This is a genomic window from Sphingopyxis microcysteis (genome assembly GCF_012274265.1).
Lineage (GTDB): Bacteria > Pseudomonadota > Alphaproteobacteria > Sphingomonadales > Sphingomonadaceae > Sphingopyxis > Sphingopyxis microcysteis.
Genome location: NZ_JAANYY010000002.1, coordinates 533333 through 557895, shown reverse-complemented (window position 1 = coordinate 557895; position 24563 = coordinate 533333). Strand labels below are relative to the sequence as shown.

The window sequence follows — 24563 nt, the reverse complement described above, 5'->3', positions numbered from 1 at the left end:
TCCTACTCCATCTCCCCGCGTTCGCGGCGGAGCGCATACCATTTCTGCACATTGGCATTATGTTCGGACAGCGTGCGCGCAAAGATATGCCCGCCGTCGCCCTTGGCAACGAAGAAGAGATAATCGTTCGCTTCGGGATCGAGCACCGCCGCGATCGACGCCTTGCCGGGGTTGGCGATCGGCCCCTGCGGCAGCCCCGCCATGCTGTAGGTATTATACCCGTTCACCGCCTGGATTTCGGACCGCAATATCCGCCGACCGAGCGGCTTTCCCTTGGTGATCGGATAGATGATCGTCGGATCGGCTTGCAGCCGCATGCCGACCGCCAACCGGTTGGTATAAACCCCCGCGACGGTGCGGCGCTCGGCGGGAACGCCGGTTTCCTTCTCGACGATCGAGGCGAGCGTCAGCGCTTCGTTGCGGTTCTTGACCGCGGTGCGCGGCGTCCGTTTGGCCCACAGCTCGGCGAACGCCTTGTCCATCGCCGCCTGCATGCGCTTGACGACCGCGGCGCGGCTTTCGCCGGTGGTAAAGGCATAGCTGTCAGGCAAGATGCTGCCCTCGGCGGGCACCGGGATTTCGCCCTTCAGCCGCTTTTCGGCCATCAGCCGTTCCCACACCATGATCGACGGCATGCCCTCGGGGATCATCACCAGCCGCTGGATCGTCTTGCCCGACTGAAACAGCTCCAGGATGTCGCCCGCGTCCATCCCCTTTTCGATTTTATATTCGCCGGGCTTGATCGGATCGTCGCCGCCAAAGAAGCGCGCTTCGTTGCGAAAGCTCGACGCCGAGACGATGCCTGCGTCCTCGAGGATCTGCCCCGCCTTCGCGATGCTCGCGCCCGCCGGGATCACAACCTCGGCATCCTTCGGCGCGCCGCCCGAGCAGGCGGCGAGGAGGAGGGCCAAAATGGCGATCGTCAGCCAGCGGAACGGATGCACTTCATTCTCCCGTCGGTCATAGAGTGCTTAAAGCCACAAAAGCCCCGCAGGTGCAGCGTCCTTTTGCGTCCTTTGTGGCCTTAACGCCGGTGCCCCGGCGGGTCGTGCCAAGGGTAAAGCATGGCGGGATTATGTAGGAAAGCGATTTTGTTCCTCCCTGTGGCGAAGCCATGGGGAGGTGGCAGCGCGCAGCGCTGACGGAAGGGCCATGGCGCTGCCGTCGCCGCCCCTCCACCACTCGCTCCGCGAGCGGTCCCCCTCCCCACGGCTTCGCCGCAGGGAGGATCGGTTGATCAATCCACCGCTTTGACGATCACGCTCGCGTTGGTGCCGCCAAAGCCGAAGCTGTTGTTGAGCGCCGCCTTCACCGGGCGTTTTTTGGCGGTGTGCGGGACGAGGTCGACGCCGTCGGTGCCTTCGTCGGGGTTGTCGAGATTGAGCGTCGGCGGGACGATCTGGTCGCGGATCGCGAGGATGCAGAAAATCGTCTCGACCGCGCCCGCGCCGCCGAGCAAATGGCCGATCGCCGATTTGGTCGAGCTCATCGACACATCGCCGATCGCGTTGCCGAACAGCCGCTTGACCGCGCCAAGCTCAATCGTGTCGGCCATCGTCGAGGTGCCATGCGCGTTGATATAATCGATGTCCGACGGGGTCATGCCGGCCTTTTTGAGCGCCATTTCCATCGAACGATAGGCACCCGATCCTTCGGGGTGCGGCGCGGTGACGTGATAGGCATCGCCCGACAGACCGTAACCGACGACCTCGGCGTAAATCTTCGCGCCGCGCGCCTTGGCATGCTCATATTCCTCGAGCACCACGACGCCCGCGCCTTCGCCCATCACGAACCCGTCGCGGTCCTTGTCATAGGGACGGCTCGCCTGCTCGGGGCGGTCGTTATAGCTCATGTTGAGCGCGCGCGCTTGCGCGAAGCCCGCGATTCCGATCGGGCAGATCGTCGCCTCGGCGCCGCCCGCGAGCATGATGTCGGCGTCGTCGTCGCGGATCATCCGCGCCGCGTCGCCGATCGAATGCGCGCCGGTCGAACAGGCGGTGACGACGGCATGGTTCGGACCCTGCAAGCCATATTTGATGCTGACCTGCCCCGAGATCAGGTTGATCAGGCGACCGTGAACGAAGTGCGGTGACACCCGCCCCGGCCCTTTTTCGGCGAGCAGCAGGCTTTCGCTTTCGATGCCCGGCAGGCCGCCGATGCCCGACCCGATCGAGCAACCGGCACGCAGCTTCATCGCGTCGGTCATATCCTCGAGCCCGGCGTCCTCGATCGCCTGCCCGGCGGCGTCGATGCCATAGATGATGAACGGGTCGACCTGGCGCTGCACCTTGTGATCGACGCGCTTGCCGGGGTCGAAACCATATTCATGGTCCGGTCCCTTGACCTCGCACGCGATCGTGCATTTCTGGTCGGCGGTGTCGAAGTGGGTGATCTGACCCGCACCCGATTTGCCCGCGATCAGATTTTTCCAGCTTGTTTCGACATCGCCGCCCAGCGGCGTCACCAAACCCAAACCCGTCACCACAACCCGGCGCATAATCATTCCTTTCGTCGGCCCCTGCCCCCGCAGGCGCCCGCGTTACCTAATCCCAGTCACCTCGGCGAAGGCCGGGCTCTCGCCCTCTCGACCTGCTGCTACCGAAATCGCGAGATCCCGGTGTTCGCCGGGATGACGGATTTAGCGCCGTGCCGGGCTATATCCATAAAAAAAGCTCCCCGGTCGCTGCGCACGAGCGCTCGAGACCGGGGAGCCGGGTTTGCGTGGACGGCGTCGCCGCCGCATCCGGCAACGCCGGACAGGCTGGATCAGCCCTTGTTCGCTTCGATATAGTCGATCGCATCCTTGACGGTGGCGATCTTTTCCGCCGCATCGTCGGGAATTTCGACGCCGAATTCTTCTTCAAATGCCATCACCAGTTCGACGATGTCGAGGCTGTCGGCGCCCAGATCGTCGATGAAGCTCGCTTCCTCGGTGACCTTGTCGGCTTCGACGCCCAGATGTTCGACGACGATCTTCTTAACCTTTTCGGCCGAATCGCTCATGCGCTATTCCTTTTCTGACTAAGCCGTGAATGTTGGAAATTGCCCTAGTGTCCGTCGGCGGGGCTGGCAAGAGGGCTGGTAGCGACCAGTTCCTCCTCCGCCGCGCTATAGGCCGAACGCCTCCCCTTCTGTCCGTTCGGCACCTGCGTCACGAAATAGGCGGTGCCATTGCCCGCTTCAAGATCGTACCAGAGCCCCGATCGCAATCCATAGGCGTCGCCCGAATGGCCGAGCCGCCGCCGCCCGTCGCCGAACAGGTCGTCGCGGCACCCCGCCCCGGTCGCCGCACCGGTCCCGTTACTGTGCATCGCCGCACCATATTCGCAGAAAAACCCGCCCGTCCCCTCACCCGTCGCCGGGCGGACCGGTGCCATCGCTTCGAGGCGCGCGAGGCTCGCGGGGGTCAGAAAATCCTCGCCGCGGCGCAGCAGCATGACCCCGATCCGCGCCAATCCGTTCGCCGATATGCGCAGCCCGCCCTGCGGGCTGAACCCCGCGCCGTGGCGCGCGAGCCGATAGGTTTCAAGGTCGCAGCTGCCGTCGCTTGCCGGAACGACCGGACAGGCGGGACGGATGCCCTGCATGTCGTCGCGCACGGCTGAACCGTCGGCGCCGTACAGCACGACGGCGCGCGCAACCGCGGCGTCGCTGCACGTCGGCCAGTTGAAACAGGCGTCGATGCCGAGCGGGCGCAGCACCAGCCGCGCCATCGCGCGGTCAAAACGCTCGCCCGTCGCGCCTTCGATCGCGGCGGCGACGACGGGATAGTTGAGGTTGGCATAGACGAAATCGCCGCCCGGCGGGCGCGGTGCGTCCCACGCCGCCGGGTCTTGCAACGCCTGTTCCAGATCGGCGCCCAGCGGCAGCGCATAGTCGATATTGTCGGCCAGCCCCGCCCGGTGGCCGAGCAGCTGGATCAGCGTAATCGGCTGGTCGGGATAAGCGGGATGGCGCAGCCGCCAGCCCAGATAGTCCGAAACGTCGCGATCGAGGTCAAGGCGCCCTTGCTCGACCAGACGCAGCACGCCGAGCGCAACGACCAGTTTCGATACCGACGCGATGCGGACCGGATCATCCGCGGTCAGCGGACGCCCGCTCGCGCGGTCGGCCTGCCCGACGACGACGCGCGTCGCGATTCTTCCGTCGCGGTCAAAATCGACCGCGACCGCGGCAGGCGCCGACGGCGCAGAGGCGAGCAAGGCAAACGCGAGCAGCATCGGCCCGTTGTGCTTGGCGGTTTTCAGTGCGTCAAGACACGGGCCGGAGAGGAACGACGCCGGATTCGCGCAAGGCCGCCGATGCACGCTGGATCACGACCGGGGTGATCATGAAGCGGCCGAGCACCGCTTCGGGGGCGGCGTCTTCGGGTTGCCGGGTGTAGGCCAGCAAGCGGCGCCAATGCGCCTGCGCCGCCGTGACGTCGCCTTGCCGCGCGGTGACGATCGCGCGGACCATCAGATATTGCGGCTCCATATTGCTTGGCGATGGCATCTGGTCGAGCACGGTCAGCGCTTCGGCCTGTTCGCCGCGCTGCGACAGGATGAACGCCAGGGTCACCGCGGGAACGCCCGGATAGCTGTCGTCGAGCGCCAGCGACCGACGGAGCAATATTTCGCCCTCGGCGGCCTGACCGCACGTGATCTTGAACAGCCCCAGAAAACCCGAAATGTCGGGGTCGAACGGGTTGAGCCGCCGCGCGGCGTCGCCCATCGTGTTGCCGCCCGAACAATTGCCGACATAGAAATTCGCCCGCGCCATGGCAAAAAGCCCCGCCGACGAGTTGGGACTGGCTTCATAGGCCTTGAGCGCCAGCGCGCGCGCTTCGGCAAACGCCGTGCGTCCGGCGGGGGTTGCCCTTTGCGGCTGCCAGTCGCCAAAGCGCAGCAGCGACAGCGCGGCAAGCGCCACCGGGTCGCGGTCGTCCCGCTTCAGCGTCGCGCGCAGGCAGACATCGACCTGCTTCGCGCCCGACGGATTGCGCATCTGGCGCAACCGGTTGAACTGCGCGAGACACGGAAAGCCGGGCGCAAAATTGTCCGGCTGGCGCTGAATCTGATCGCGGACGATGACGCCATAATCGCCCGCAATCTGGGCGATCAGCGGCTCCATCGACACAAATTGCGGCGTGTCGGGGTCGGCCACGCGGATTCGCTGCGACCATATGGCGCGTTGATCGGCGACGCGGTTCAGCACCAGCGTCACTTCCGCATTGCCATCAAGGTCGCGGACCAGCGATGTGTCGAGCCGATAGTCGGCGGTGCGCGGCGCGGCGCCGCCCGGCGCCTGCGAGCTCAGCAGATCGACCAGATCGAACCGCCGCAGACCGTCGCGCAGCTTGCCGTCGAGCGCGCGCGCCAAGGCGCGCGATGGCGCGGTGCTGCCCGCGACGGGCTCGCTCACATCGAGGAGCGGCATCGGCTGCGCATCGCTGACGAACAATCGCTCCGGCCCGCTGCGCAGCGACCACAAGGCAAATATCGCGAGCGCCAGCAGGACGAGCGCGACGACCCAGCGGCCATAGCGCGGCCCGTCGGCAGGCTGCGAACGGCCGGGCGCGCCCGGTGGAAGCGGTGCCCCGGCCGCGTCGGCGCGCGCGGCGGCCTTGACGTCATCCTCGCTCCCCGGCTCGTCGATCGAACGCGAGGGCGGCGCGACGCGGTACTGGACGACGACCTCGTAGCTCCCCTGCGGCACCCGCAAACGATGGATCCAGGGGGTTTCGGCATAGTAGCGGTCGAGCAGGCTGCGCAGGCGCCCGACCATCACGCGCGGATAGCTGTCAACCGCAGGGTCGAAATCTTCGCTGCGCCCCAGCGCCTCGGTCGCGATCGCATAGGCCTTGGGCGAACTGCGTCCGCCGCGCAGCCGATGCTCGACCAGAAACTGCAGCAAGCGCGTCAACACCGGCGACCGCACGAACATCGGGGATTCGAGCAAACGCTCCAATTCTTCCGCGATAATCCGGTCGGTGTCCCCGGTACCCTGAGTATCGTTCGCTTTCGCGTGGTCCATGCTACCCTCGATTGCCCCTGACGGGCGGTGCGGGTGATACGCCAATCAAGTCGCGCGACCAGTCCTTGTTACTTCCACGTAACGGTAACAGGAAGGCCCGCCGCCATATCAGAAGAACGATGAGCCGCCAATCTGGAACGATGAAATTCGAAACAGGGTCAATAAAGGGTTATCAAATGGCGACATCAGCGCGTGTGACCCCTTGTAACTGCCGCACTTTCGCAATTCTGTCATTCTTTCAACGTCGCGGCTTTCCTACAGGGCCGCGATGTTGAGGCTGACAGGCGAAGAATGCGAGCTGGTCCCTGGCGTTCTTCAGACCCCCTTCGGCCTCAGTTCAAGACTTCGCCGGATGCATGGCAGCCCCACCTGTCACGCGTCCGGCAAGTCGATCCCGGACCGGCGGCGGCGCCTCAGGCTTTGCATAAGCGCAGCGCGCTTGGCCACATCGGCGCCCACCAACACGCCGACCGCGAGCGCGACCGTAGCGATTTCGCGAACAAACCGATCAACAACGGTGCCGATCGGCGGTCAAGCCATGCGGCCAAACTCAGGCCGGCCCGATCCGAAACGCACAGAGCTTGTTGCCGTCAAGGTCGCGGAAATAGGCAGCGTAAAAGGCCTGATCGCCGTCGTCGCCGCGCACCCCCGGGGTCCCTTCGCACGTCCCGCCCAGTTGCAACGCCTTCGCGTGGAGGGCATCGACCTTGGCGCGCTCGTCAACGACGATCGCCGCCATATGTCCGTTGCCCGCATGCATCGGCTGGCCATCATAGGGCCGCGTCACCGCGATCCCCGGCTGCCCCCAGCTCGTCGCGTAGAGCGTAAAGCTTGTCTTCATCCGACATCCGCATCAATTCGCTGGCGCCGATCGTCCCGAGCAGCGCGGCGTAAAAGTCGCGCGCGCGATCGATGTCGTCGGTTCCCATCGTCACATAACCCAGCATTCCCGGACTCCTTTTCAGCATCGACACGATATGGACATGACAAGGGCGTCAGCTCTGCTGACGCCCCAATCGATTGGCAATTACCTCGCAGATCAAGTCGTTGCCGGCGCCTTGCACGGTCCGGTGTGGGTGCTGGTCATCTGCATGACCATTTCCATGTCACCGCCAGTCGGCACCTTGCCCTTGGTCGTGATCGTCACGTCGGATTTCTTGGCTTCCATCGTGCCGTTCATCGCCATGTCGACGGTCTGGCCATTGGCAGTGCAGGTTCCGGCGATGTCGATCTTGCCGCCCGCAATGTCCTTTTTGGACCATTTGCATTCGCCGCCATTGCCCGGACCCTTGGCCAGTTCCGCGGCGATGTCTTCCTTGTCGACCTGCTCCTGGGTGAAGCACTGGTCCATGCCGCTGGCGCCTTCCATCATCTTGGCCATGTCCTCTTTCATTTCGGGCGGCATGCCGGGAACTTCGAACTTCACCAGCTTGATGTCGGTTTTCCAGTTGCCCGCCTCGCGCTTCACCGCGCCGCCGGCATTTTCGCTTTTGCCGCAGCCCGCGACCGCCAGGAGCGCGCCGAGAGCTGCAATCGTCAAAATCTTTTTCATACCCTGTCTCCTGTGACTTGCCGCTGCCTGCTCTGTGGCGGACTCATTGCGATTGTGGACCCGCCCCATCGATACCATATTGGCGACAATGGCAATTCAGATTCGTACATCGCTCGATGAAATCGACACGGCGGAGGGCTATGTCCCGCACCGCCCCGCGCGCCCCGACAAGGTCGAAGGGGGCAAAAGATTTGAACTGGTTAGTGATTATGAACCAGCCGGCGACCAGCCCACCGCGATCCGCGAACTCGTCGATACCGCGCTGACCGGCGAACGCGATCAGGTGCTGCTCGGCGTCACCGGATCGGGCAAGACCTTCACCATGGCAAAGGTCATCGACGAGCTGCAGCGTCCTGCGCTCATCCTGGCGCCGAACAAGATCCTCGCGGCGCAGCTCTATGGCGAATTCAAGAGCTTCTTCCCGAACAATGCGGTCGAATATTTCGTCAGCTATTATGATTATTACCAGCCCGAGGCCTATGTGCCGCGGTCCGACACGTACATCGAGAAGGAAAGCTCGGTAAACGAGGCGATCGACCGCATGCGCCACTCGGCGACGCGCGCCTTGCTCGAACGCGACGACGTCATCATCGTCGCGTCGGTGTCGTGCCTCTATGGCATCGGGTCGGTCGAGACTTACTCGGCGATGATCTTCGACCTCAAAAAAGGTCAGGTCGCCGACAATCGCGAGATCATCCGCAAGCTCGTCGCGCTCCAGTACAAGCGCAACGACCAGGCCTTCGCGCGCGGCAATTTCCGCGTTCGCGGCGACAGCCTGGAAATCTTCCCCTCGCACTATGAGGATATGGCGTGGCGCGTCAGCTTCTTCGGCGACGAGATCGAGGAGATCACCGAATTCGACCCGCTCACCGGCAAGAAGATCGCGAGCCTGAACAGCGTCCGCATCTATGCCAACAGCCATTATGTCACCCCGGGCCCGACGCTGAAGCAGGCGACCGAGGCGATCCGCCACGAACTCGCCGAGCGCCTGAAGGAGCTCGAAGCCGAAGGCCGACTGCTCGAGGCGCAGCGGCTCGAACAGCGCACCAATTTCGACCTCGAAATGATCGCCGCGACGGGGAGCTGCGCCGGGATCGAAAATTACAGCCGCTTCCTGACCGGTCGCCTGCCCGGTGAACCGCCGCCGACCCTGTTCGAATATCTGCCCGACAACGCCCTGCTCTTCGTCGACGAAAGCCATCAGACGATCCCGCAGATCGGCGCGATGTCAAAGGGCGACCATCGCCGCAAGATCACGCTCGCCGAATATGGCTTCCGCCTGCCAAGCTGCATCGACAACCGGCCGCTGCGCTTCGCCGAATGGGATCTGATGCGCCCGCAGACGGTGAGCGTGTCGGCAACCCCCGGGACATGGGAGATGGACCGCACGCAGGGCGTCTTCGCCGAACAGGTGATCCGCCCTACCGGGCTGATCGACCCGCCGGTCGAGATCAAGCCGGTCGAGGAACAGGTCGACGATTTGATCGCCGAGGCGAAGAAAACCGCTGCCGCAGGCTACCGCACCCTCGTGACCACGCTGACCAAGCGCATGGCCGAGGATTTGACCGAATTCCTGCATGAGGCGGGACTGAAGGTCCGCTACATGCACTCGGACGTCGAGACATTGGAGCGCATCGAGATCATCCGTGACTTGAGGCTCGGGGTGTTCGACGTGCTCGTCGGCATCAACCTGCTGCGCGAAGGGCTCGACATCCCCGAATGCGGGCTCGTCGCGATCCTCGACGCCGACAAGGAAGGCTTTTTGCGCAGCGAAACCAGCCTCGTCCAGACGATCGGCCGCGCCGCGCGTAACGTCGACGGCCGCGTTATCCTCTACGCCGACCGCATCACCGGCAGCATGGAACGCGCGATGCGCGAGACCGACCGCCGCCGCGAAAAGCAGGAAGCCTATAACAAGGAACATGGCATCACGCCGCAGACGATCAAGCGCAACATCGGCGACATCATCGCGCATGTCGCGTCGAAGGACGGCGTGACGATCGACATCGGCGACGACAAGCCCGCGCATATGGTCGGGCATAATTTGCGCGCCTACATCCAGGATCTGGAAAAGCGGATGCGCGACGCCGCCGCCGACCTCGAATTCGAGGAAGCCGGCCGCCTGCGCGACGAGATCCGCAAGCTCGAGGCCGACGAGCTGGGCCTGCCGCCGGATGAGCAGGTCGCGCCAAGGGTCGGGCGCTCGAACGAGGGGAAGCCGGGGACGCGCAAGGGGCGGTTCGGCAAGCAAAGCAAGACGAAGTGGGGGCGGTGACCGCTCGATGACGATGATCCGCTGGGGCATGATCGGTTGCGGCAGCGTGACCGAGCGCAAGAGCGGCCCCGCCTACCAGCAGGTCGCGGGTTTCGCGCTGCACGGCGTGTTCAACCGCACGCTGGCGAAAGCGGAATATTATGCCGCGCGCCATGGCGTGCCGCATGTGTTCGCGAGCGCCGAGGCGCTGATCCATTCGCCCGAAATCGACGCCGTCTATATCGCGACGCCGCCCGACAGCCACGAAGCCTATGCGCTTGCCGTCGCCCGCGCGGGCAAGCCGTGCTGTATCGAAAAGCCGATGGCGCCCGATCACGCCGCCTGCGTGCGCATCCGCGATGCCTTCGCCGCACAGGACGTGCCGCTGTTCATCGCCTATTATCGGCGCTCGCTCCCCCGCTTTCGGCAGATCCGCGCGTGGCTCGACGACGGCGAAATCGGCGCGGTGCGGCACGTCCACTGGACGCTGACCAAGGCCGCCAGCCCCGCCGACCTTGCCGGGGACAACTGGCGCGTCGACGCGGCAGTCGCCCCCGGCGGCTATTTCGACGACCTCGCAAGCCACGGCCTCGACCTTTTCTGCTGGCTGTTCGGCGAAGTGACCGACGTCGCGGGTTTCGCGGTCAACCAGCAAGGCCGCTACAGCGCGGCGGACGCGGTGACGGGTTGCTGGCTGCACGGCGGCGGCGTCACCGGTTCGGGCAGCTGGAACTTCGGCGCCGCAGACCGGCAGGACCGCGTCGAAATCACGGGCTGCACGGGCCGGATCACCTTCTCGATCTTCGACGAAGAACCGCTGCGGCTGGTCCGCGGCGACGAAATGGTCGAACGCATCATCGAAAACCCTCCAGCCGTGCAATATTTCCACGTCGAAGCGATGCGCGACCACCTCGCCGGGCGGGCTTTGCATCCGTCGACGGGCGAAAGCGGCGCACACACCGCATGGGTGATGGACCAGATCTTGTTGCGGCGGTGATCGCGCGATATCCCTTCGACCAAAGTCCCTTTGTAACCGACAAGTAACCTTGTCTCCTCCCCGTGCGCGGCCTAGCGTCCGCGTCGCAACCGGGGAGGAAAATATGAAATCGGGTCTGTCGCTTATCGCTCTGGCGCTCGCCGTCGCCGCGCCCGCCGCGCTTCATGCGCAGGACAAGCGCGACGATGCTGGCGCCGCGAAGGCAAAGGCCGAAAAGCCCGCCGATTACGAACCGCAGGTCCGCACGACGAAACTCAGCGGCACCTTCGGCGGTCAGCGGATCAATTACGCCGCGACGATCGGCGAGACGATCATCAAGAACAAGGACGGCGTGCCCGAAGTCGCCGTCGTCACCACCTCCTACGTCAAGGAACCGCGCGACCCGAACCGCCCCGTCACCTTCCTGTTCAACGGCGGCCCCGGGTCGGGAACCGTCTGGTTGATGATGGGCGCGTTCGGGCCGAAGCGCGCCGCGATCCCCGGCACCGGGGTCGACGACGGCGCCCCGCCCTATCCGATCGTGGACAATCCCGACGCACTGATGGACGTCACCGACGTCGTGTTCATCGACCCCCCGGGGACGGGCTTTTCGCACCTGATCGGCAAGGCCGACCCCAAGGATTATTATGGGGTGACGCAGGACGCCAAGCTGGTGGCCGAGGTGATCCGCCGCTGGCTCGCCGACAATGGCCGCTGGAACAGCCCCAAATATCTGGGCGGCGAAAGCTATGGCACGACGCGCACCGCCGCGGTCGCGCACCAGCTGATGAACGCGACCTATAATGACGTCGCGTTCAACGGGCTGATCCTGATTTCAACCGTGCTCGATTTCGCGGCGGGCGCCGACACGCCGGGCAACGAGCTGTCGCCGATCACCAACCTGCCGTCGATGGCGGTGACCGCGCTCTATCACGGCAAGGCGACCGGCACTTCGCCCGAAGCCTTTGCCGAGGAAGCGCGCCAGTGGGCGATCGGCCCCTATGCCACCGCGCTGCTCAAGGGACAGAAATTGCAGGGCGAGGAGCGCGCCGCGATCCGCCGCGAGCTCGCGCGCTTCACGGGGCTTTCGGAGACCTATCTCGAACAGGCGGACCTCCGCGTGACGCCGCAGCGCTTCTACAAGGAATTGCTGCGCGACCGAGGCCTCACCGTCGGCCGCCTCGACAGTCGTTATACGGGCAAGGATTATGACAATGCGGGCGAAGGGCCGGACAATGATCCGAGCTTCTATGGCATCGACGCGAGCTACACCGCTGCGATCAACAGCTGGAGCCGCGACGGGCTGGGGTTCAAGACGGACCGCGAATATCAGTCGATCGGCGGCATCGGCGGCCAGTGGGACTGGCGCATCGGCGGCCGCGACAGCAACGCGTACCTCAACGTCGCACCCTATATCGGGCAGGCCTTGCGCGAAAATTCGGGGTTGAAGGTGCTCGTCGCACAGGGCTGGTATGATTTCGCGACGCCCTTTTTCGCCGCCGAATACGCGCTGTCACGCACCGGCATCCCGCAGGACCGGATCACCTACACTTACTATGGCGCGGGCCATATGATGTATATCCGCGACGAGGACCGCAGCAAATTGTCGGCGGACGTGCGCGCGTTTATTCGGGCGCGGTAGGAGCCGCGGCGAATTGCGGCCATATAATCCTCCCTGTCGCGAAGCGATGGGGAGGGGGACCGCCGCCGCAGACGGCGGTGGAGGGGCCGCGACGTTGCGTCTTTGCCCCTCCGTCAGCCCTGCGGGCTGCCACCTCCCCATCGCTTCGCGACAGGGAGGATTTAAAAGCAACTTACCGCAGCGCACCCTTCGCCGCCTGCGCCCGGGCATACAGGAACAGCGCAATCACGATCACCCAGATTACGGCGGTAAAGATCATCGGGAACGTCCCGAACATGCGCTGCAAATCGCCATAATGCATGCCGAACTGATAGACGCTGCTGATCGCCAGGCCGACGAGCGAAACCAGAAATGCCGTCACCGCATGCCGGCTGCGCGCGAGCAGCAGCATTGACCCCAGCACCGACCCCCAAACACCCAGCGCCCAGCCGACATTCGCCCATAGCGGGAAGCTATAGAAATACGCCTGTTGCTCCGCGGTGAAGGCGGCCATGTAATCGGGGTTCTTCAGCTTTGTCATGACGTAATCGAACGCGCCGAACGCGTTCCACAGCAATGATATGATCCCGACGACCCACAAGTGCCACGGCGTTTTTCCAGCTTCGGTCATGATGATCTCCCTCCCCAGAAAGATTGTAACGCGCAGACCGCCGCGCCCCTCGGCAACGTCGGTGCGCTAATGATATAACACACTGGCGGCGTGACCGAAACAAAGATGTCGCGGCGACCTGCCAAGGCGCTTGGCAAGCCGCGCCGAGATCGCGATAGGCGCGCCATGTGCGTCGTCGCCCTCGCCCACCGCGTCCACCCCGACTGGCCGCTCATCCTCATCGGCAACCGCGACGAATTTCACGCGCGCGCCGCCGCGCCGCTTCACCCATGGGACGATGGCAGCGGTATCGTCGCCGGGCGCGATTTGCAGGCGGGCGGGACGTGGCTTGGCGTTCATGCGCCGAGCGGCCGCGCGGTCGTGGTCACCAATGTGCGCGGCGCGATGCCCGATCCGGCGAAGGAATCGCGCGGCGCGCTCGTCACCGACATGCTGCGCGGTGACGGGCGGTTTGCCGATCCGGCCGCAACCGACCTCGACGGTTTCAACGCCTTCAACCTGCTGGCTGTCGACGGCGAGCGGGTACGCTTGCTGACCAATCGGCCGCTGCCGCAGATCGCCACGCTCGGCGCTGGTGTCCACGCGCTCGCCAACGAGCCCGTCGACACGCCCTGCCCGCGCGCCGAGCGCCTGCGCGCCGCATTGGCCGCGGTGGTCGAAGCGCGCGCAGACCCCGAAGGCCTGCTCGACACGCTGACCGCGACAAGCGACCCGGCGCTGTTCCTGCGCGGCGACGTCTATGGCACGCGCGCGTCGACGCTGGTTGTGGCGGCGGCGGACGGCACGGCGAAAATGATCGAGCGCCGATACGAAAAGGGCGGCCGCCCCATCGGAACGACCGCCCTGGAATTTCGGATTGACGCCTAATCCTCCCTGTCGCGCAGCGATGGGGAGATGGCAGCGCGAAGCGCTGACGGAGGGGCTATAACGCGGCCCCTCCACCATCCCCGCTTTCGCGGGGACGGTCCCCCTCCCCATCGCTGCGCGACAGGGAGGATCGAATTGCTTACTTCGGCGCGATCACCATCAGCATCTGACGGCCCTCGGTGCGCGGATGCGCCTCGACCTTCGCGATTTCCGACGTCAGTTCGGCAACGCGCTGGAGCACGTTCAGGCCAAGCTGGGTGTGGCTCATCTCGCGGCCGCGAAAGCGCATGGTCATCTTGACCTTGTCGCCTTCCTCCAGGAAGTCGAAAACCTTGCGCATCTTCACATCGAAATCATGATCGTCGATGTTCGGACGCATCTTGATCTCTTTGATTTCCTGCGTCTTCTGGCTCTTGCGCGCCAGGTTCGCCTTTTTCTGGGCTTCGTATTTGAACTTGCCCACATCGAGGAATTTGCACACCGGCGGATCGGCGTTCGGGGAGACTTCGACCAGGTCCAGCCCGACGGAGGCGGCCTGTTCGATCGCTTCGGCGGTCAGCATCACGCCCAGATTTTCGCCTTCCTCGTCGATCACGCGGACCTTGGGCGAGGCGATGAATTCATTGTATCGCGGGCCGTTTTTCGGCGGCATCGGCGCCATCGGGCGGCGAGTCATGGGCGGTGGTATAGCTGTATCTCCTGATCGTGGACGGGTGGCGCGCGGAATCAGCGCGATCCACGCACGCCATGTTCATATAGTGAACGCGCACGCGCCGTAAAGGCCGCGCGTGACATTCAGGCGACGCTTTTTGGGCCGACTGTGGCGGTCAGGCCACGCCGATCACCATTTTGTCGGCGCCGGATCGACGACGCGGAAGCCGCCAGCGCCGATCTCGCTGACCTCCAGCGCGCGCTGTGCAATGCCGCGGTTGTTGAAGCGGAAAATGCCGTCGATGCCGCCGAACCCGTCGGCCGCGAGCAGCTGGTTCACCGGAAAGCTGGTGCCGGGTTTCCAGTCGCGCGCAATCCGGACGGTCAGCAGCACCGAGTCATAACCGAGGCTGGCGAGCCGGTACGGCGCCTTGCCGAAGCGCGTGCGATATTTCCCCGCCAGCTGGCCATAGAGCCCGTCGGACACGCTGGCGAACCACGACCCGCGCATCACCGGGCTGCTGCCGAGCGACGCATCAGTGTTCCACAGCTCGGTCCCCAGGATCTGGCGCGGGCCGCTGCCCTTGATGACCGGAACCGCGCGGATCGCATTGCCGCCGCTGTCGGCGATCAGCACCGCATCGATCGCGCCGGCATTGGCGATCCGCCGCGCCGCGCCGGTCAGCGCAGTGGCGCTGCGGTCATAGCTTTCGACGGCGACCAGCGTCCCGCCCGCGGCGGCGACCGCGCTGCGGAAGGCCGCGACCGAACGGTCGCCATAGACGTTCTTCGGCACCAAGGCGCCAAAGCGCTGATGCCCCTTGCCGCGCGCAAAAGCGACGACGCGCTCGACCGACTGGCCGGGGACAAAGCCCATGATGAACACGCCATTGCCCGCGACGCTGCTGTCGTTCGAGAAGCTCAGCACCGGCACCTTGGCGTCGCGCGCGATCGGCGCGACCGCGGCGACATCTTCGCTGAGCAGCGGACCGAGGATCAGCTTGTTGCCATCGGCCACCGCCTGCCGCGCCGCCGCGGCGGCGCCCAGCGCGGTATCGTAGGTGGTGATGCGCACACGCTCGGTCCGCGAATCGAGCAGCGCCAGCGTCGTCGCGTTGGCGATCGCGGTGCCGACGTCGGCGTTGGCGCCGGTCTGCGGCACCAGCAGCGCGACGCGGTGGCGATCGGTGTCGGTCGGCAGGCCCGGCCCGACATTGTCGGTCGGGGTTTCGGGCGGCGGCGGCGTCGCCGGGCCATTGCTTTTCGGCACCACCTGGCACGCGGCGAGCAACCCCGCCATCGCCACCGCGCCGAGTCCGCGCAGCAGCTGCCGCCGCGGCGATGCATATGCTTGGCGCTCGGCAGCAGTTTCTGCCATTTTCGGCGTCATGCCAGATTCGACCATCTCAAATTCTCCCTTGCCCGGTCTCTATATCGTCGCGACCCCCATCGGCAACCTCGGCGACATCAGCGCGCGCGCCGCGGCGGTGCTGGGGCGCGCCGACCTGATCGCCGCCGAGGATACCCGCGTCACGGCAAAGCTGCTTTCACATCTTGGCCTGCGCGTGCCGATGACCCCCTATCATGACCATAGCGACGAGCGGACGCGCGCGGCGCTGATCGGCCGTATGGCAGACGAAATTGTCGTTCTGGTGTCGGATGCGGGAACGCCGCTGATTTCGGACCCCGGATACAAGCTGGTGCGCGATGCGCGCGCCGCCGGGCGGCACGTCACCACCCTGCCCGGCCCCTGCGCCGCGATCGCCGCGATCACCCTGTCGGGATTGCCGAGCGACCGCTTCCTGTTCGCGGGCTTCCTGCCCAACAAGACGAAGGCGCGCGCCGACGCGATCGCCGAATTTGCGGGGCTGCGCGCCAGCCTCGTCTTCTACGAAAGCGGCCCGCGCCTCGCCGCCGCCCTCGCCGCGCTCGCCGAGGGACTGGGCGACCGCGAGGCGGCGGTCGCGCGCGAAATCAGCAAGCTGTACGAGGAATGCGTCACCGGCACGCTGCGCGAGCTTTCCGCGCGTTATGCCGACGCGCCGCCGAAGGGCGAGATCGTCATCGTCGTCGCCCCGCCCGGCGAAGCGGCCCCCGAAGCGGCCGATGACGCGACACTCGCCGCGGCGCTGCGCCAAGCGATGGCCGACAAGCCGGTCGCACAGGCCGCGAAAGCGGTCGCCAAACGCTTCGGGCTCGATCGCCACGACGTTTATGCCCGCGCGCTCGCGCTGAAGGATGCCGATTGAAGCGCGCCGCCGCCGAAGCGCGCGGCCGCAAGGCCGAGCGCCGCGCGGCATGGTGGCTGCGCCTCCACGGCTGGCGCATCCTGGGCGAACGATTGCGCGTCGCGGCGGGCGAAGTCGATCTGGTCGCGCGGCGCGGGCGCATCGTCGCCTTCATCGAGGTAAAATGGCGCGAACGCCCCGAAGACCTCGACCTCGCGATCGACCAATATCGCCTGCGCCGCGTCGCGGCGGCGGCGGAAATGCTCAGCCCGCGCTTTGCCCGGCCAGACGACGACATCCGTATCGACGTGATGCTTCTTGCGCCGGGGCGCCTGCCACGCCATCTGGTCCACGTCTGGCAGCCGTGAGGATGCTGAAACGCTTAAAGCCCCTCTCCTTCAGGGGAGGGGTTGGGGTGGGGTCTCGCGAAGTAGCGCGAGGCCGATGGACCCCACCCGCTGCGACTAGGTCCGGCTTTGCCGAACCAAGTCTCGCTGCCCTCCCCTGAAGGGGAGGGAGAGAATGATTGGAGACAAGAATGACCCTGCGCGCAGCCGTGCAAATGGACCCGATGGACAATATCAACATCGGGGGCGACAGCAGTTTCCACCTGATGCTGAAAGCGCTCGAACGCGGGTACACCCTCTATCATTACGACGTGCGCGGACTGACATGGGAGGCCGGGCGGCTGACGACCAAGGCGCACCGCGTGCTCGAAGTGAAGCGCGAGGCGGGCGATCATTACCGCTTCGGCGAAGAAGTCACCCTCGACCTGGGCCGCGACGTCGATGTTGTACTGATGCGGCAGGACCCGCCCTTCGACCTCGGCTACCTGACCGGCACCTGGCTGCTCGAACGCATTGCCGGGGAAACCTTGGTCGTCAACGATCCGGTCTCGGTGCGCAACGCCCCCGAAAAGGTGTTCGTGCTCGACTATGCCGAATATATGCCGCCGACGATGGTCACCCGCGACCTCGACGCGGTGAAGGATTTTCAGGCGCGCCACGGCGCGGTCGTGATCAAGCCGCTCCACGGCAATGGCGGCAAGGCGGTGTTCAAGATCGACGCCGACGGCAGCAATTTGGGCGCGCTGGTCGAGCTGTTCGGGCAGGTGTGGCCCGAACCCTTCATGGTCCAGCAATTCCTGCCCAGCGTCGCGCAAGGCGACAAGCGCATCGTCCTCGTCGACGGCGAGGTCGCGGGGGCGATCAACCGCAAACCCGGCGAGGGCGAATTTCGCTCGAACCTCGCGGTCGGCGGCTATGCCGAGGCGGCCGAGCTGACCCCGCGCGAACAGGAAATCTGCGCCGCGCTTGGCCCGGCGCTCAGGGACCGCGGGCTGATCTTTGTCGGGATCGACGTGATCGGCGGCGAATGGCTGACCGAAATCAACGTCACCTCGCCCACCGGCATCGTCGCGATCGACCGGTTCAACAACAGCGATACGGCGGGCATGATCTGGGACGCGATCAAACGAAGGATCGGTTAGCCAATGTTATGCGTCATTGCGAGGAGCGAAGCGACGAAGCAATCCCGAGCGGTGTAAGGCCGCCTCTGGATTGCTTCGCTTCGCTCACAATGACAAGGCTTGTTGAACGATGACCGATTTCATCCTGAACCTGATCCAGAGCTGGGGCTACGCCGGGATATTCATCCTCATGTTCCTAGAAAATGTCTTCCCGCCGATCCCGTCGGAGGTCATCATGGGCCTTGGCGGCATCGCGGTGGCAAAGGGCCATTTCGACTTCTGGACCCTGGTCGCGGTCGCCGTCGCCGGGACGACCGCGGGCAATTGGGTGTGGTACGGGGTCGGGCGCTGGATCGGGTACAAACGGCTCAAACCCTTCATCGACCGCCACGGCCGCTGGCTGACCCTCGACTGGGACGAGGTGGAAAAACTGCATAGCTGGTTCCTGAAATATGGCCCCGGCATCGTGTTCGTGGCACGCTTCATGCCGGTCGCGCGCACGATGGTGTCGCTGCCCGCGGGCATGGTGAAGATGAACCAGGCGAAATTCCTGGCGTGGACCGCTGCCGGATCGACGATCTGGATCAGTGCGCTGGCCGGCGCGGGCAACTGGTTCGGCGGCCAGTTCGCCAATCTGGATGCCTTCGTCGGCCCGGTGGCGCTGGTGGCGATCGGATCGCTGGTGCTGCTCTATGTGTACCGCGTGATTACGTGGAAGCCGAAAACGCGCGAACGCTGACCATGTCACCGTAGCCCTGAGCCTGTCGAAGGGCGCTTCCCAGTGAGGCGCCCTTCGACAGGCTCAGGGCTACGGTAATGGACTAACCTGCCCGCGGGTGCGCGCTGCGGTAAATATCGAGCAGGTGCGCGGCATCGACCGCAGTATAGACCTGCGTCGAGGCCAGGCTCGCGTGGCCGAGCAGTTCCTGCAGGCTGCGCAAATCAGCGCCTCCTGCCAGCAGATGCGTGGCGAAACTGTGGCGCAGCGCGTGCGGCGTCGTGCGTTCGGGCAGCCCCAATGCGCGGCGCGCCGCGCGCACGCTCGCGCGGACCACGCCGGGCTGGAGCGGGCCGCCGCGCGCGCCGAGGAACAGCGGCGTCTCCTTCGCGATCGGATAAGGGCAGGCCGCGACATAGCGCGACACTGCCGCAGCAACCGCGGGCAGGATCGGTACGATCCGCGTCTTGTTGCGCTTGCCGGTGACGCGCAGCGTGTCGCCCAGCGGCAGCGCCGCGCCGGTCAGCGACAGCGCTTCGCCGATGCGCAGCCCCGCGCCATAGAGCAGCAGCAGCAGCGCAAAATCGCGCGCGCCGACCCAGCCCTCGCGCGCATTGTCCGCGACATCCTCTGCCAGTTTTAACGCTTCGGCGGGGGAAACCGGACGCGGCAGCCCCTTCTTGACGCGCGGCCCGCGCATTTGCGGCACGCTGGCGTTCGATCCGCCGACGAAGCGCAGGAAGGTGCGCAGCGCCGACAGCTCGCGCGCCGCCGACGCATTGCCCAGCCCCTCGGCGCGGCGTTCGGCGAGATAGGCACGCAAATCATTCGGGGTCAGGCTTTTGAGCATGCGCGCATCGACCACGCCGCCTTGATGGCGCGACAGGAAGGCGCAGAAACGCGTCGCGGTCGCGATATAGGCGCGGCGCGTATGCTCCGACCGGCGCCGTTCGTGCGCCAGATGGGCGTCCCAGTCGCGGATGATGCCAGAAGACAAAGACCGCCCCTTGATTCCGTTCGTGTCGAGCGAAGTCGAGACACGTTTGCGCCGTGCCGCACGTCCCTCGACTTCGCTCGGGACGAACGGTGCCAACAGGCTAGTGCGTTTTCACCACCTCGGAAAGGATTGAGTCGAGCAGCAAAATCCCCGCGTCGGTCACCGCCAGCCGGTCGCCCGCCGCGCGCATAAGCCCCTGATGCGTAAGCCGCGCCACCGCGCCTGCATCGACGAACGCCTCGCGCCCCAGCCCGCTCCGCGCCTCGACACGGCGAAGGTCGATCCCTTCATTGAGCCGCAGCCCCATCAGCATCGCCTCGGTCGCGCGTTCGTGCGCGGGCAGATCGCTCTCGCCCTTGATCCCGTAGCCGTTGCGCTCGACCGCCGCGACGAAATTCTCGGGCTTCTTGTGTCGTTCGGTCGCTTGGCCCGTGCGCCGTCCGTGCGCCCCCGGCCCGACCCCGGCATAATCTCCATAACGCCAGTAAGTCAGATTATGCCGACTCTCCTCGCCGGGCCGCGCGTGGTTCGACACCTCGTAGCGCGGCAGCCCGGCGGCGCGGGTCAGCGCCTGCGTCGCGTCGAACAGGTCCGCCGCGGCGTCGCCATCGGGGATGACGAGCTCGCCCTTCGCCGCCAGCGTCGCAAAGCGCGTCCCCGGCTCGATCGTCAGCTGGTACAGCGACAAATGCCCCGTCCCGAACGCCAGCGCGGCGCGCAGTTCCTTTTCCCAATCGGCAAGTCCCTGCCCCGGCCGCGCATAAATCAGGTCGAAACTCGCGCGCGGGAAACAGGTTTGCGCCGCCGCAATCGCGCGCCGCGCCTCGTCACCGCTGTGCGCGCGGCCCAGAAATTCAAGCACTTGCGGATCGAAGCTCTGGACGCCGATCGATACGCGATTAACCCCCGCCGCCGCCAGATCGGCGAAAGCGGCGACTTCGACCGAATTGGGGTTCGCTTCCAGCGTGATTTCGCAATCGTCGGTCAGTCCCCACAAAGCCGCCGCCTCGGCGATCACCGCCGCCACCGTCGCGGGCGGCATCAGGCTCGGCGTGCCGCCCCCAAAAAAGATCGACGACACGGCCCGCCCCGGCAGCAGCATGGCCTCATGCCGCAAATCCGCCAGCAACGCCGCGCGCCAGACCTGCTGATCGACGCTTTCGCGTACATGACTGTTGAAGTCGCAATAGGGACATTTGCTGACGCAGAACGGCCAATGGACATAAAGGGCGAGTGGTTCGGCCATGGAGAATGATATAGGCTCTATTCGGCAAGATAACACGTCGCCCCCGCGACGGCGGGGGCCGCTAACGGTTTACGCCGTGCGGCGGGACCAGGCCGATGGCGGCCCCCGCCGTCGCGGGGGCGACGGACATTCAGAACACTCCCGCCACCAGCTTCGCAAACGCATCCGCCCGGTGGCTGATCGCATGCTTTTCGGCTGGGTCGATTTCGGCATAAGTCAGCGACTTGCCCGTCGGAACGAACACCGGATCATAACCAAAGCCCAGCAGCCCGCGCGGTGGCCAGGTCAGGCTGCCCTCGGCACGCCCCTCAAACACTTCTGCATGGCCATCGGGCCACGCGAGCGCGAGGGTGCAGACGAAACAGGCGCTGCGATCGACGTCGCCCCCCCGCTCCGCGAGCAGCCCTTCGACCTTGCCCATCGCCATATACCAGTCGCGACCCGGCGGGCCTTCAAATGCCTGCCGCTCGGCCCAGTCGGCGGTATAGACCCCCGGCCGACCGCCCAGCGCCGCAACCTCGAGCCCACTGTCGTCGGCAAGTGCGGGCAGCCCAGCCGCCGATGCGCTCGCATGCGCCTTCAGCAGCGCATTTTCGCGGAACGTCGTCCCCGTCTCCTCGGGTTCGGGCAGGCCAAGGTCGCCCGCCGACACCGGCTCGATCCCGAACGGCAAGAGCAGCGCGCGAATCTCGCGCACCTTGCCGGCATTATGGCTGGCGATGACGAGTTTGCCGGGGGAGAGCTTACGGTGGGCCATGATGTGCTGATTTTCCCGTGGATCAGGTCGCAAAGCCTGAGTTTAGAGAGTTTCGCACAAAGGCACGAAGACACGAAGAGGTCGTGTTTGCCGTGAAGCGGCCTTCGCTTTTGGCGTTGCGGCTGGTCGCAACGCTGGAGAAGGAAGGGGCCTGCCGGCCCAGACTGCCATCTTCGTGTCTTTGTGTCTTTGTGCGAACCGAATCTTCTTTACCTCAGCGACCCGTTGCCTTGTCCTGCGCCGCAAATATCTCGCCGCAGCCGATGCGCGCCAGACGCAGCAGGCGCAGCAGGCCTTCCTCGTCATAGGTCGCACCCTCGGCGCTCGCCTGCACCTCGACGATCTGGCCCTTGCCCGTCAGCACGAAATTGCCATCGGCTTCGGCGACCGAATCCTCGTCATAGTCGAGGTCGAGCACCGGCGTTCCCTGGTAGATGCCGCACGAGATTGCGCCGACCTTGTCCGCGATCGGATCCTCGGCGATCGTTTTCGCCGCAAGCAGCTTGTCGACCGCCAGCCGCATGGCGACCCATGCGCCCGAAATCGACGCGGTGCGGGTGCCGCCGTCGGCCTGGATCACGTCGCAATCGATGACGATCTGCCGCTCGCCGAGCTTCTTCATGTCGACGACGGCGCGCAAGCTGCGCCCGATAAGCCGCTGGATTTCCTGCGTCCGCCCCGACTGCTTGCCCTTGGCCGCCTCGCGGCTGCCGCGGGTGTGCGTCGCGCGGGGCAGCATGCCATATTCGGCGGTGACCCAGCCCGCCCCTTTACCGCGCATCCACGACGGCACTTTTTCATCGACGCTGGCGGTCACCAGCACCTTGGTATTGCCAAAGCTGACGAGGACGCTGCCCTCGGCATGAATGGTGAATTCGGTCTCGATTGCGATGGGGCGCATCTGATCGGGCGCGCGGCCGGAGGGGCGCATGGGATTCTCCTATAATGTGTGTGGGGCGCTTAGCCGCGCTGAGGCCCGATGACCAGAAAAAGGAAATAGCAATCTCGGTCATGCGCGTTAGTCTCGCCGCATGCGAAACGGCGTCGCGATAGCAGTCATAACGGCCACATTGATAGCGATCGGCGTCGCATTGGGCACTACGATGTCCGGCGACGTCTCAAACCGAATCAGCCGTTTCGAGCAGATCATCTACGTCCGCAACATCGAGCACGGCCGGTTGGCATTGTTGGGCGACTGCCCGCTTATGCGCGAGATCATCATCGAACGCACGGGCAAAACGCGAATTAGCTGGTACGCCCAACAGCCCGATCACCACGGCTGCGTACGAGCTATAGATTTTGGGTCGGACCTTGACGAAGCAGAACGCTGGGACGAGCCGAAAGTCGCGCGGATCGAGCTGGCGCTGAGCCCCGGAGACCTTGACCGGCTGATCAACAGGCTGGAGCGTCTGTCGTGGAAGATCGAATGGAAAGCGCCTGAATATCAAGGCAGTACCTATTCGACTGGATGCGAACGCAGGACGTTTTCGCTTCCTGACCGGCTGTTGGCGATCACGAAAACGGATCCCCGGATGGCAACCCTGTCGGTGTACGGCGAAGGGCGACTGGGTAGTGCTGCCTGTCTTGCCAACGAGAAAACTAACGCAGCAGGCCTCGATGCAGCGGTCGCCCCCTTCTCACCCTTCTTGCCCGACAAATATGAGCTGCGACCCGAAGTCGCGAAGCGCCTATATCGCAGCGAAAAAGGCGTCAGCTCAACCGCATCCTGAAAAAATCGAGGATTTCGTCACGCGCCTGTACGGTCGGCTGGCCGGCCTCGTCGATCAGGTGGATCGTCACGACGCTGTGCGGGTTCTTCATCGGGCTGTCGGGGTTCGCGGCGCTATCGGGCAGCACCTTGCCGATGAAGCGGTCGCCGAGCGCATCTTCATAGGCCGCGAAGCGCGCCGCCTTGCAATATTTGTCGCCCTCGAAACGGTAGGCGAGCACGGTCAGGTCCTCGGCCTCCATCCGCGCCTTGACCGCGGCGAGTTCGTCAGGGGCGATGTGCATGCCGGCGGGATCGTTGAGCGGCAGCGACGGCTGCGCCAGCACCGGCGCGAGCACCGCGGGTTCGAGCATCATCGACAGCGCGAAATTGCCCGTGAAGCACATGCCGACCGCGCCGACGCCCTTGCCGCCGCACTCGCGATGCGCCTGCGCCGCCAGCGCGCGCAGCCACTGCGTCGCCGGCGAGCTTTCGTTCGCCTGAAAAGCGCGGAACTGGCGGCTGATGCACCCGCCGAGCATCGTGAACAGCGCCCCGGGCATACGCGGCACGGCGCCGTCTTTCCCGAAGATGTGCGGCATATAGACGGTGAAGCCCGCGTCGCGGACCCAGCGCGCGAAACGCGCGACATGCGGGCTGATGCCGGGCATTTCGGTCATCACGACCACCGCGGGGCCGCGGCCCATCGTATAGACGCGGTGCTTGCGGCCGAGCAGGATGATGTCGCGGTGGTCGAAATCGTCGAGCGGGTCGTCGCGGTCGAGCGGGCGTGTGGTCATGGCGTTCTCCCCCGGGGGAGAGGCTAGCGGCGCAGGCCAGCCTGTCAAATCCATCATCGTCGCCCCCGCGAAGG

General features: G+C 65.3%; 25 protein-coding genes. 9 read left to right on the top strand and 16 right to left on the bottom strand.

The features are described from left to right. Positions 1 to 2: 2 nt before the first annotated feature. The 8 genes from mltG to G9408_RS02610 all read right to left on the bottom strand — a co-directional run bounded on the left by mltG (position 3) and on the right by G9408_RS02610 (position 7567). Entirely contained in the window at positions 3 to 944 is a 942-nt protein-coding gene (gene mltG, locus G9408_RS02640) for an endolytic transglycosylase MltG (protein ID WP_168452571.1), read from the bottom strand. A gap of 293 nt (positions 945 to 1237) precedes the next feature. Then, complete coding sequence (gene fabF / locus G9408_RS02635) at positions 1238 to 2497, bottom strand: beta-ketoacyl-ACP synthase II (RefSeq protein WP_120218123.1); 1260 nt, start codon at positions 2495 to 2497, stop codon at positions 1238 to 1240. A 269-nt stretch (positions 2498 to 2766) separates the two neighbouring features. Beyond that, a complete protein-coding gene (locus G9408_RS02630; RefSeq protein ID WP_003039428.1) occupies positions 2767 to 3003 on the bottom strand; it encodes an acyl carrier protein in 237 nt (78 codons plus the stop codon). 44 nt (positions 3004 to 3047) lie between these two features. Then, positions 3048 to 4220 carry a serine hydrolase domain-containing protein gene (locus G9408_RS02625; RefSeq protein ID WP_168452570.1) on the bottom strand — a complete coding sequence of 391 codons (1173 nt, stop codon included), beginning with the start codon at positions 4218 to 4220 and terminating at the stop codon, positions 3048 to 3050. Positions 4221 to 4251: 31 nt separating this feature from the next. Then, the gene (locus G9408_RS02620; protein WP_168452569.1) at positions 4252 to 6015 is read right to left on the bottom strand and encodes a tetratricopeptide repeat protein; all 1764 of its coding nucleotides are present in this window, start codon (positions 6013 to 6015) and stop codon (positions 4252 to 4254) included. A gap of 550 nt (positions 6016 to 6565) precedes the next feature. Further along, entirely contained in the window at positions 6566 to 6856 is a 291-nt protein-coding gene (locus G9408_RS16525; RefSeq protein ID WP_408021859.1) for a VOC family protein, read from the bottom strand. Further along, positions 6786 to 6983, bottom strand: a complete 198-nt coding sequence (locus G9408_RS16520; protein ID WP_235957441.1) for a VOC family protein — start codon at positions 6981 to 6983, stop codon at positions 6786 to 6788. Before G9408_RS16520 ends, G9408_RS16525 begins: the two co-directional genes overlap by 71 nt. A gap of 71 nt (positions 6984 to 7054) precedes the next feature. Beyond that, on the bottom strand, positions 7055 to 7567 hold the full coding sequence (locus G9408_RS02610) for a DUF3617 domain-containing protein (RefSeq protein ID WP_168452568.1): 513 nt from the start codon (positions 7565 to 7567) through the stop codon (positions 7055 to 7057). Between the two features lie 88 nt (positions 7568 to 7655). Between G9408_RS02610 and uvrB the strand changes: the two genes are divergently transcribed. The 3 genes from uvrB to G9408_RS02595 all read left to right on the top strand — a co-directional run bounded on the left by uvrB (position 7656) and on the right by G9408_RS02595 (position 12439). Next, on the top strand, positions 7656 to 9842 hold the full coding sequence (uvrB, locus tag G9408_RS02605; protein ID WP_168452567.1) for an excinuclease ABC subunit UvrB: 2187 nt from the start codon (positions 7656 to 7658) through the stop codon (positions 9840 to 9842). A gap of 7 nt (positions 9843 to 9849) precedes the next feature. Further along, the gene (locus G9408_RS02600) at positions 9850 to 10818 is read left to right on the top strand and encodes a Gfo/Idh/MocA family protein (protein ID WP_168452566.1); all 969 of its coding nucleotides are present in this window, start codon (positions 9850 to 9852) and stop codon (positions 10816 to 10818) included. 103 nt (positions 10819 to 10921) lie between these two features. Then, entirely contained in the window at positions 10922 to 12439 is a 1518-nt protein-coding gene (locus tag G9408_RS02595) for a S10 family peptidase (protein ID WP_168452565.1), read from the top strand. Between the two features lie 172 nt (positions 12440 to 12611). On the opposite strand, the gene G9408_RS02590 is transcribed toward G9408_RS02595, so the two are convergent. Beyond that, the gene (locus G9408_RS02590) at positions 12612 to 13049 is read right to left on the bottom strand and encodes a hypothetical protein (RefSeq protein WP_168452564.1); all 438 of its coding nucleotides are present in this window, start codon (positions 13047 to 13049) and stop codon (positions 12612 to 12614) included. 165 nt (positions 13050 to 13214) lie between these two features. Here G9408_RS02590 and G9408_RS02585 point away from each other — a divergent pair, with 165 nt between their 5' ends. Then, on the top strand, positions 13215 to 13916 hold the full coding sequence (locus G9408_RS02585; RefSeq protein ID WP_168452563.1) for an NRDE family protein: 702 nt from the start codon (positions 13215 to 13217) through the stop codon (positions 13914 to 13916). Between the two features lie 139 nt (positions 13917 to 14055). Here G9408_RS02585 and infC read toward each other — a convergent pair whose 3' ends face one another. Both infC and G9408_RS02575 read right to left on the bottom strand, forming a co-directional pair. Beyond that, complete coding sequence (gene infC, locus G9408_RS02580; RefSeq protein ID WP_039572576.1) at positions 14056 to 14592, bottom strand: translation initiation factor IF-3; 537 nt, start codon at positions 14590 to 14592, stop codon at positions 14056 to 14058. A 165-nt stretch (positions 14593 to 14757) separates the two neighbouring features. After that, positions 14758 to 15945 carry a penicillin-binding protein activator gene (locus G9408_RS02575; protein ID WP_168453420.1) on the bottom strand — a complete coding sequence of 396 codons (1188 nt, stop codon included), beginning with the start codon at positions 15943 to 15945 and terminating at the stop codon, positions 14758 to 14760. 10 nt (positions 15946 to 15955) lie between these two features. Between G9408_RS02575 and rsmI the strand changes: the two genes are divergently transcribed. From rsmI to G9408_RS02555, 4 genes are all read left to right on the top strand, one after another. After that, the gene (gene rsmI, locus G9408_RS02570) at positions 15956 to 16816 is read left to right on the top strand and encodes a 16S rRNA (cytidine(1402)-2'-O)-methyltransferase (protein WP_168452562.1); all 861 of its coding nucleotides are present in this window, start codon (positions 15956 to 15958) and stop codon (positions 16814 to 16816) included. After that, complete coding sequence (locus G9408_RS02565; RefSeq protein WP_168452561.1) at positions 16813 to 17163, top strand: YraN family protein; 351 nt, start codon at positions 16813 to 16815, stop codon at positions 17161 to 17163. The genes rsmI and G9408_RS02565 overlap by 4 nt, the downstream gene beginning before the upstream one ends. Positions 17164 to 17333: 170 nt before the next feature. Next, positions 17334 to 18284 carry a glutathione synthase gene (gene gshB / locus G9408_RS02560; protein ID WP_168452560.1) on the top strand — a complete coding sequence of 317 codons (951 nt, stop codon included), beginning with the start codon at positions 17334 to 17336 and terminating at the stop codon, positions 18282 to 18284. Positions 18285 to 18393: 109 nt separating this feature from the next. Then, positions 18394 to 19002, top strand: a complete 609-nt coding sequence (locus G9408_RS02555; protein WP_168452559.1) for a DedA family protein — start codon at positions 18394 to 18396, stop codon at positions 19000 to 19002. An 82-nt stretch (positions 19003 to 19084) separates the two neighbouring features. Here the strand turns inward: G9408_RS02555 and G9408_RS02550 are convergent, their stop codons facing one another. From G9408_RS02550 to rph, 4 genes are all read right to left on the bottom strand, one after another. Further along, positions 19085 to 19978 (bottom strand): tyrosine recombinase XerC, encoded by an 894-nt coding sequence (locus G9408_RS02550; RefSeq protein ID WP_168452558.1) that lies wholly within the window; start codon positions 19976 to 19978, stop codon positions 19085 to 19087. A 100-nt stretch (positions 19979 to 20078) separates the two neighbouring features. Next, positions 20079 to 21224: a radical SAM family heme chaperone HemW gene (gene hemW, locus G9408_RS02545; RefSeq protein WP_168452557.1), complete on the bottom strand. Its 1146-nt coding sequence runs from the start codon at positions 21222 to 21224 to the stop codon at positions 20079 to 20081. A gap of 130 nt (positions 21225 to 21354) precedes the next feature. Then, positions 21355 to 21981 (bottom strand): RdgB/HAM1 family non-canonical purine NTP pyrophosphatase, encoded by a 627-nt coding sequence (gene rdgB, locus G9408_RS02540; RefSeq protein ID WP_168452556.1) that lies wholly within the window; start codon positions 21979 to 21981, stop codon positions 21355 to 21357. Positions 21982 to 22195: 214 nt separating this feature from the next. Next, a complete protein-coding gene (gene rph, locus G9408_RS02535; RefSeq protein ID WP_168452555.1) occupies positions 22196 to 22912 on the bottom strand; it encodes a ribonuclease PH in 717 nt (238 codons plus the stop codon). A gap of 100 nt (positions 22913 to 23012) precedes the next feature. On the opposite strand from rph, the gene G9408_RS02530 reads away from it, so the two are divergent. Beyond that, positions 23013 to 23711, top strand: a complete 699-nt coding sequence (locus G9408_RS02530; protein WP_168452554.1) for a hypothetical protein — start codon at positions 23013 to 23015, stop codon at positions 23709 to 23711. Here G9408_RS02530 and G9408_RS02525 read toward each other — a convergent pair. Beyond that, positions 23692 to 24489 (bottom strand): dienelactone hydrolase family protein, encoded by a 798-nt coding sequence (locus G9408_RS02525; RefSeq protein WP_168452553.1) that lies wholly within the window; start codon positions 24487 to 24489, stop codon positions 23692 to 23694. The genes G9408_RS02530 and G9408_RS02525 overlap by 20 nt on opposite strands. Between the last annotated feature and the right edge of the window lie 74 nt (positions 24490 to 24563).

What these genes read in the sequence shown, in the direction of transcription:
- G9408_RS16525 (WP_408021859.1), bottom strand. Translation starts at nt 6,856, where the DNA reads ATGAAGACAAGCTTTACGCTCTACGCGACGAGCTGGGGGCAGCCGGGG.
- rdgB (WP_168452556.1), bottom strand. Translation starts at nt 21,981, where the DNA reads ATGGCCCACCGTAAGCTCTCCCCCGGCAAACTCGTCATCGCCAGCCAT.
- G9408_RS02630 (WP_003039428.1), bottom strand. Translation starts at nt 3,003, where the DNA reads ATGAGCGATTCGGCCGAAAAGGTTAAGAAGATCGTCGTCGAACATCTG.
- G9408_RS16520 (WP_235957441.1), bottom strand. Translation starts at nt 6,983, where the DNA reads ATGCTGAAAAGGAGTCCGGGAATGCTGGGTTATGTGACGATGGGAACC.
- uvrB (WP_168452567.1), top strand. Translation starts at nt 7,656, where the DNA reads ATGGCAATTCAGATTCGTACATCGCTCGATGAAATCGACACGGCGGAG.
- G9408_RS02625 (WP_168452570.1), bottom strand. Translation starts at nt 4,220, where the DNA reads ATGCTGCTCGCGTTTGCCTTGCTCGCCTCTGCGCCGTCGGCGCCTGCC.
- G9408_RS02590 (WP_168452564.1), bottom strand. Translation starts at nt 13,049, where the DNA reads ATGACCGAAGCTGGAAAAACGCCGTGGCACTTGTGGGTCGTCGGGATC.
- G9408_RS02555 (WP_168452559.1), top strand. Translation starts at nt 18,394, where the DNA reads ATGACCGATTTCATCCTGAACCTGATCCAGAGCTGGGGCTACGCCGGG.
- hemW (WP_168452557.1), bottom strand. Translation starts at nt 21,224, where the DNA reads ATGGCCGAACCACTCGCCCTTTATGTCCATTGGCCGTTCTGCGTCAGC.
- rph (WP_168452555.1), bottom strand. Translation starts at nt 22,912, where the DNA reads ATGCGCCCCTCCGGCCGCGCGCCCGATCAGATGCGCCCCATCGCAATC.
- G9408_RS02585 (WP_168452563.1), top strand. Translation starts at nt 13,215, where the DNA reads ATGTGCGTCGTCGCCCTCGCCCACCGCGTCCACCCCGACTGGCCGCTC.
- fabF (WP_120218123.1), bottom strand. Translation starts at nt 2,497, where the DNA reads ATGCGCCGGGTTGTGGTGACGGGTTTGGGTTTGGTGACGCCGCTGGGC.
- G9408_RS02530 (WP_168452554.1), top strand. Translation starts at nt 23,013, where the DNA reads ATGCGAAACGGCGTCGCGATAGCAGTCATAACGGCCACATTGATAGCG.
- G9408_RS02525 (WP_168452553.1), bottom strand. Translation starts at nt 24,489, where the DNA reads ATGACCACACGCCCGCTCGACCGCGACGACCCGCTCGACGATTTCGAC.
- G9408_RS02610 (WP_168452568.1), bottom strand. Translation starts at nt 7,567, where the DNA reads ATGAAAAAGATTTTGACGATTGCAGCTCTCGGCGCGCTCCTGGCGGTC.
- G9408_RS02575 (WP_168453420.1), bottom strand. Translation starts at nt 15,945, where the DNA reads ATGGCAGAAACTGCTGCCGAGCGCCAAGCATATGCATCGCCGCGGCGG.
- G9408_RS02595 (WP_168452565.1), top strand. Translation starts at nt 10,922, where the DNA reads ATGAAATCGGGTCTGTCGCTTATCGCTCTGGCGCTCGCCGTCGCCGCG.
- gshB (WP_168452560.1), top strand. Translation starts at nt 17,334, where the DNA reads ATGACCCTGCGCGCAGCCGTGCAAATGGACCCGATGGACAATATCAAC.
- infC (WP_039572576.1), bottom strand. Translation starts at nt 14,592, where the DNA reads ATGACTCGCCGCCCGATGGCGCCGATGCCGCCGAAAAACGGCCCGCGA.
- G9408_RS02600 (WP_168452566.1), top strand. Translation starts at nt 9,850, where the DNA reads ATGACGATGATCCGCTGGGGCATGATCGGTTGCGGCAGCGTGACCGAG.
- rsmI (WP_168452562.1), top strand. Translation starts at nt 15,956, where the DNA reads ATGCCAGATTCGACCATCTCAAATTCTCCCTTGCCCGGTCTCTATATC.
- G9408_RS02620 (WP_168452569.1), bottom strand. Translation starts at nt 6,015, where the DNA reads ATGGACCACGCGAAAGCGAACGATACTCAGGGTACCGGGGACACCGAC.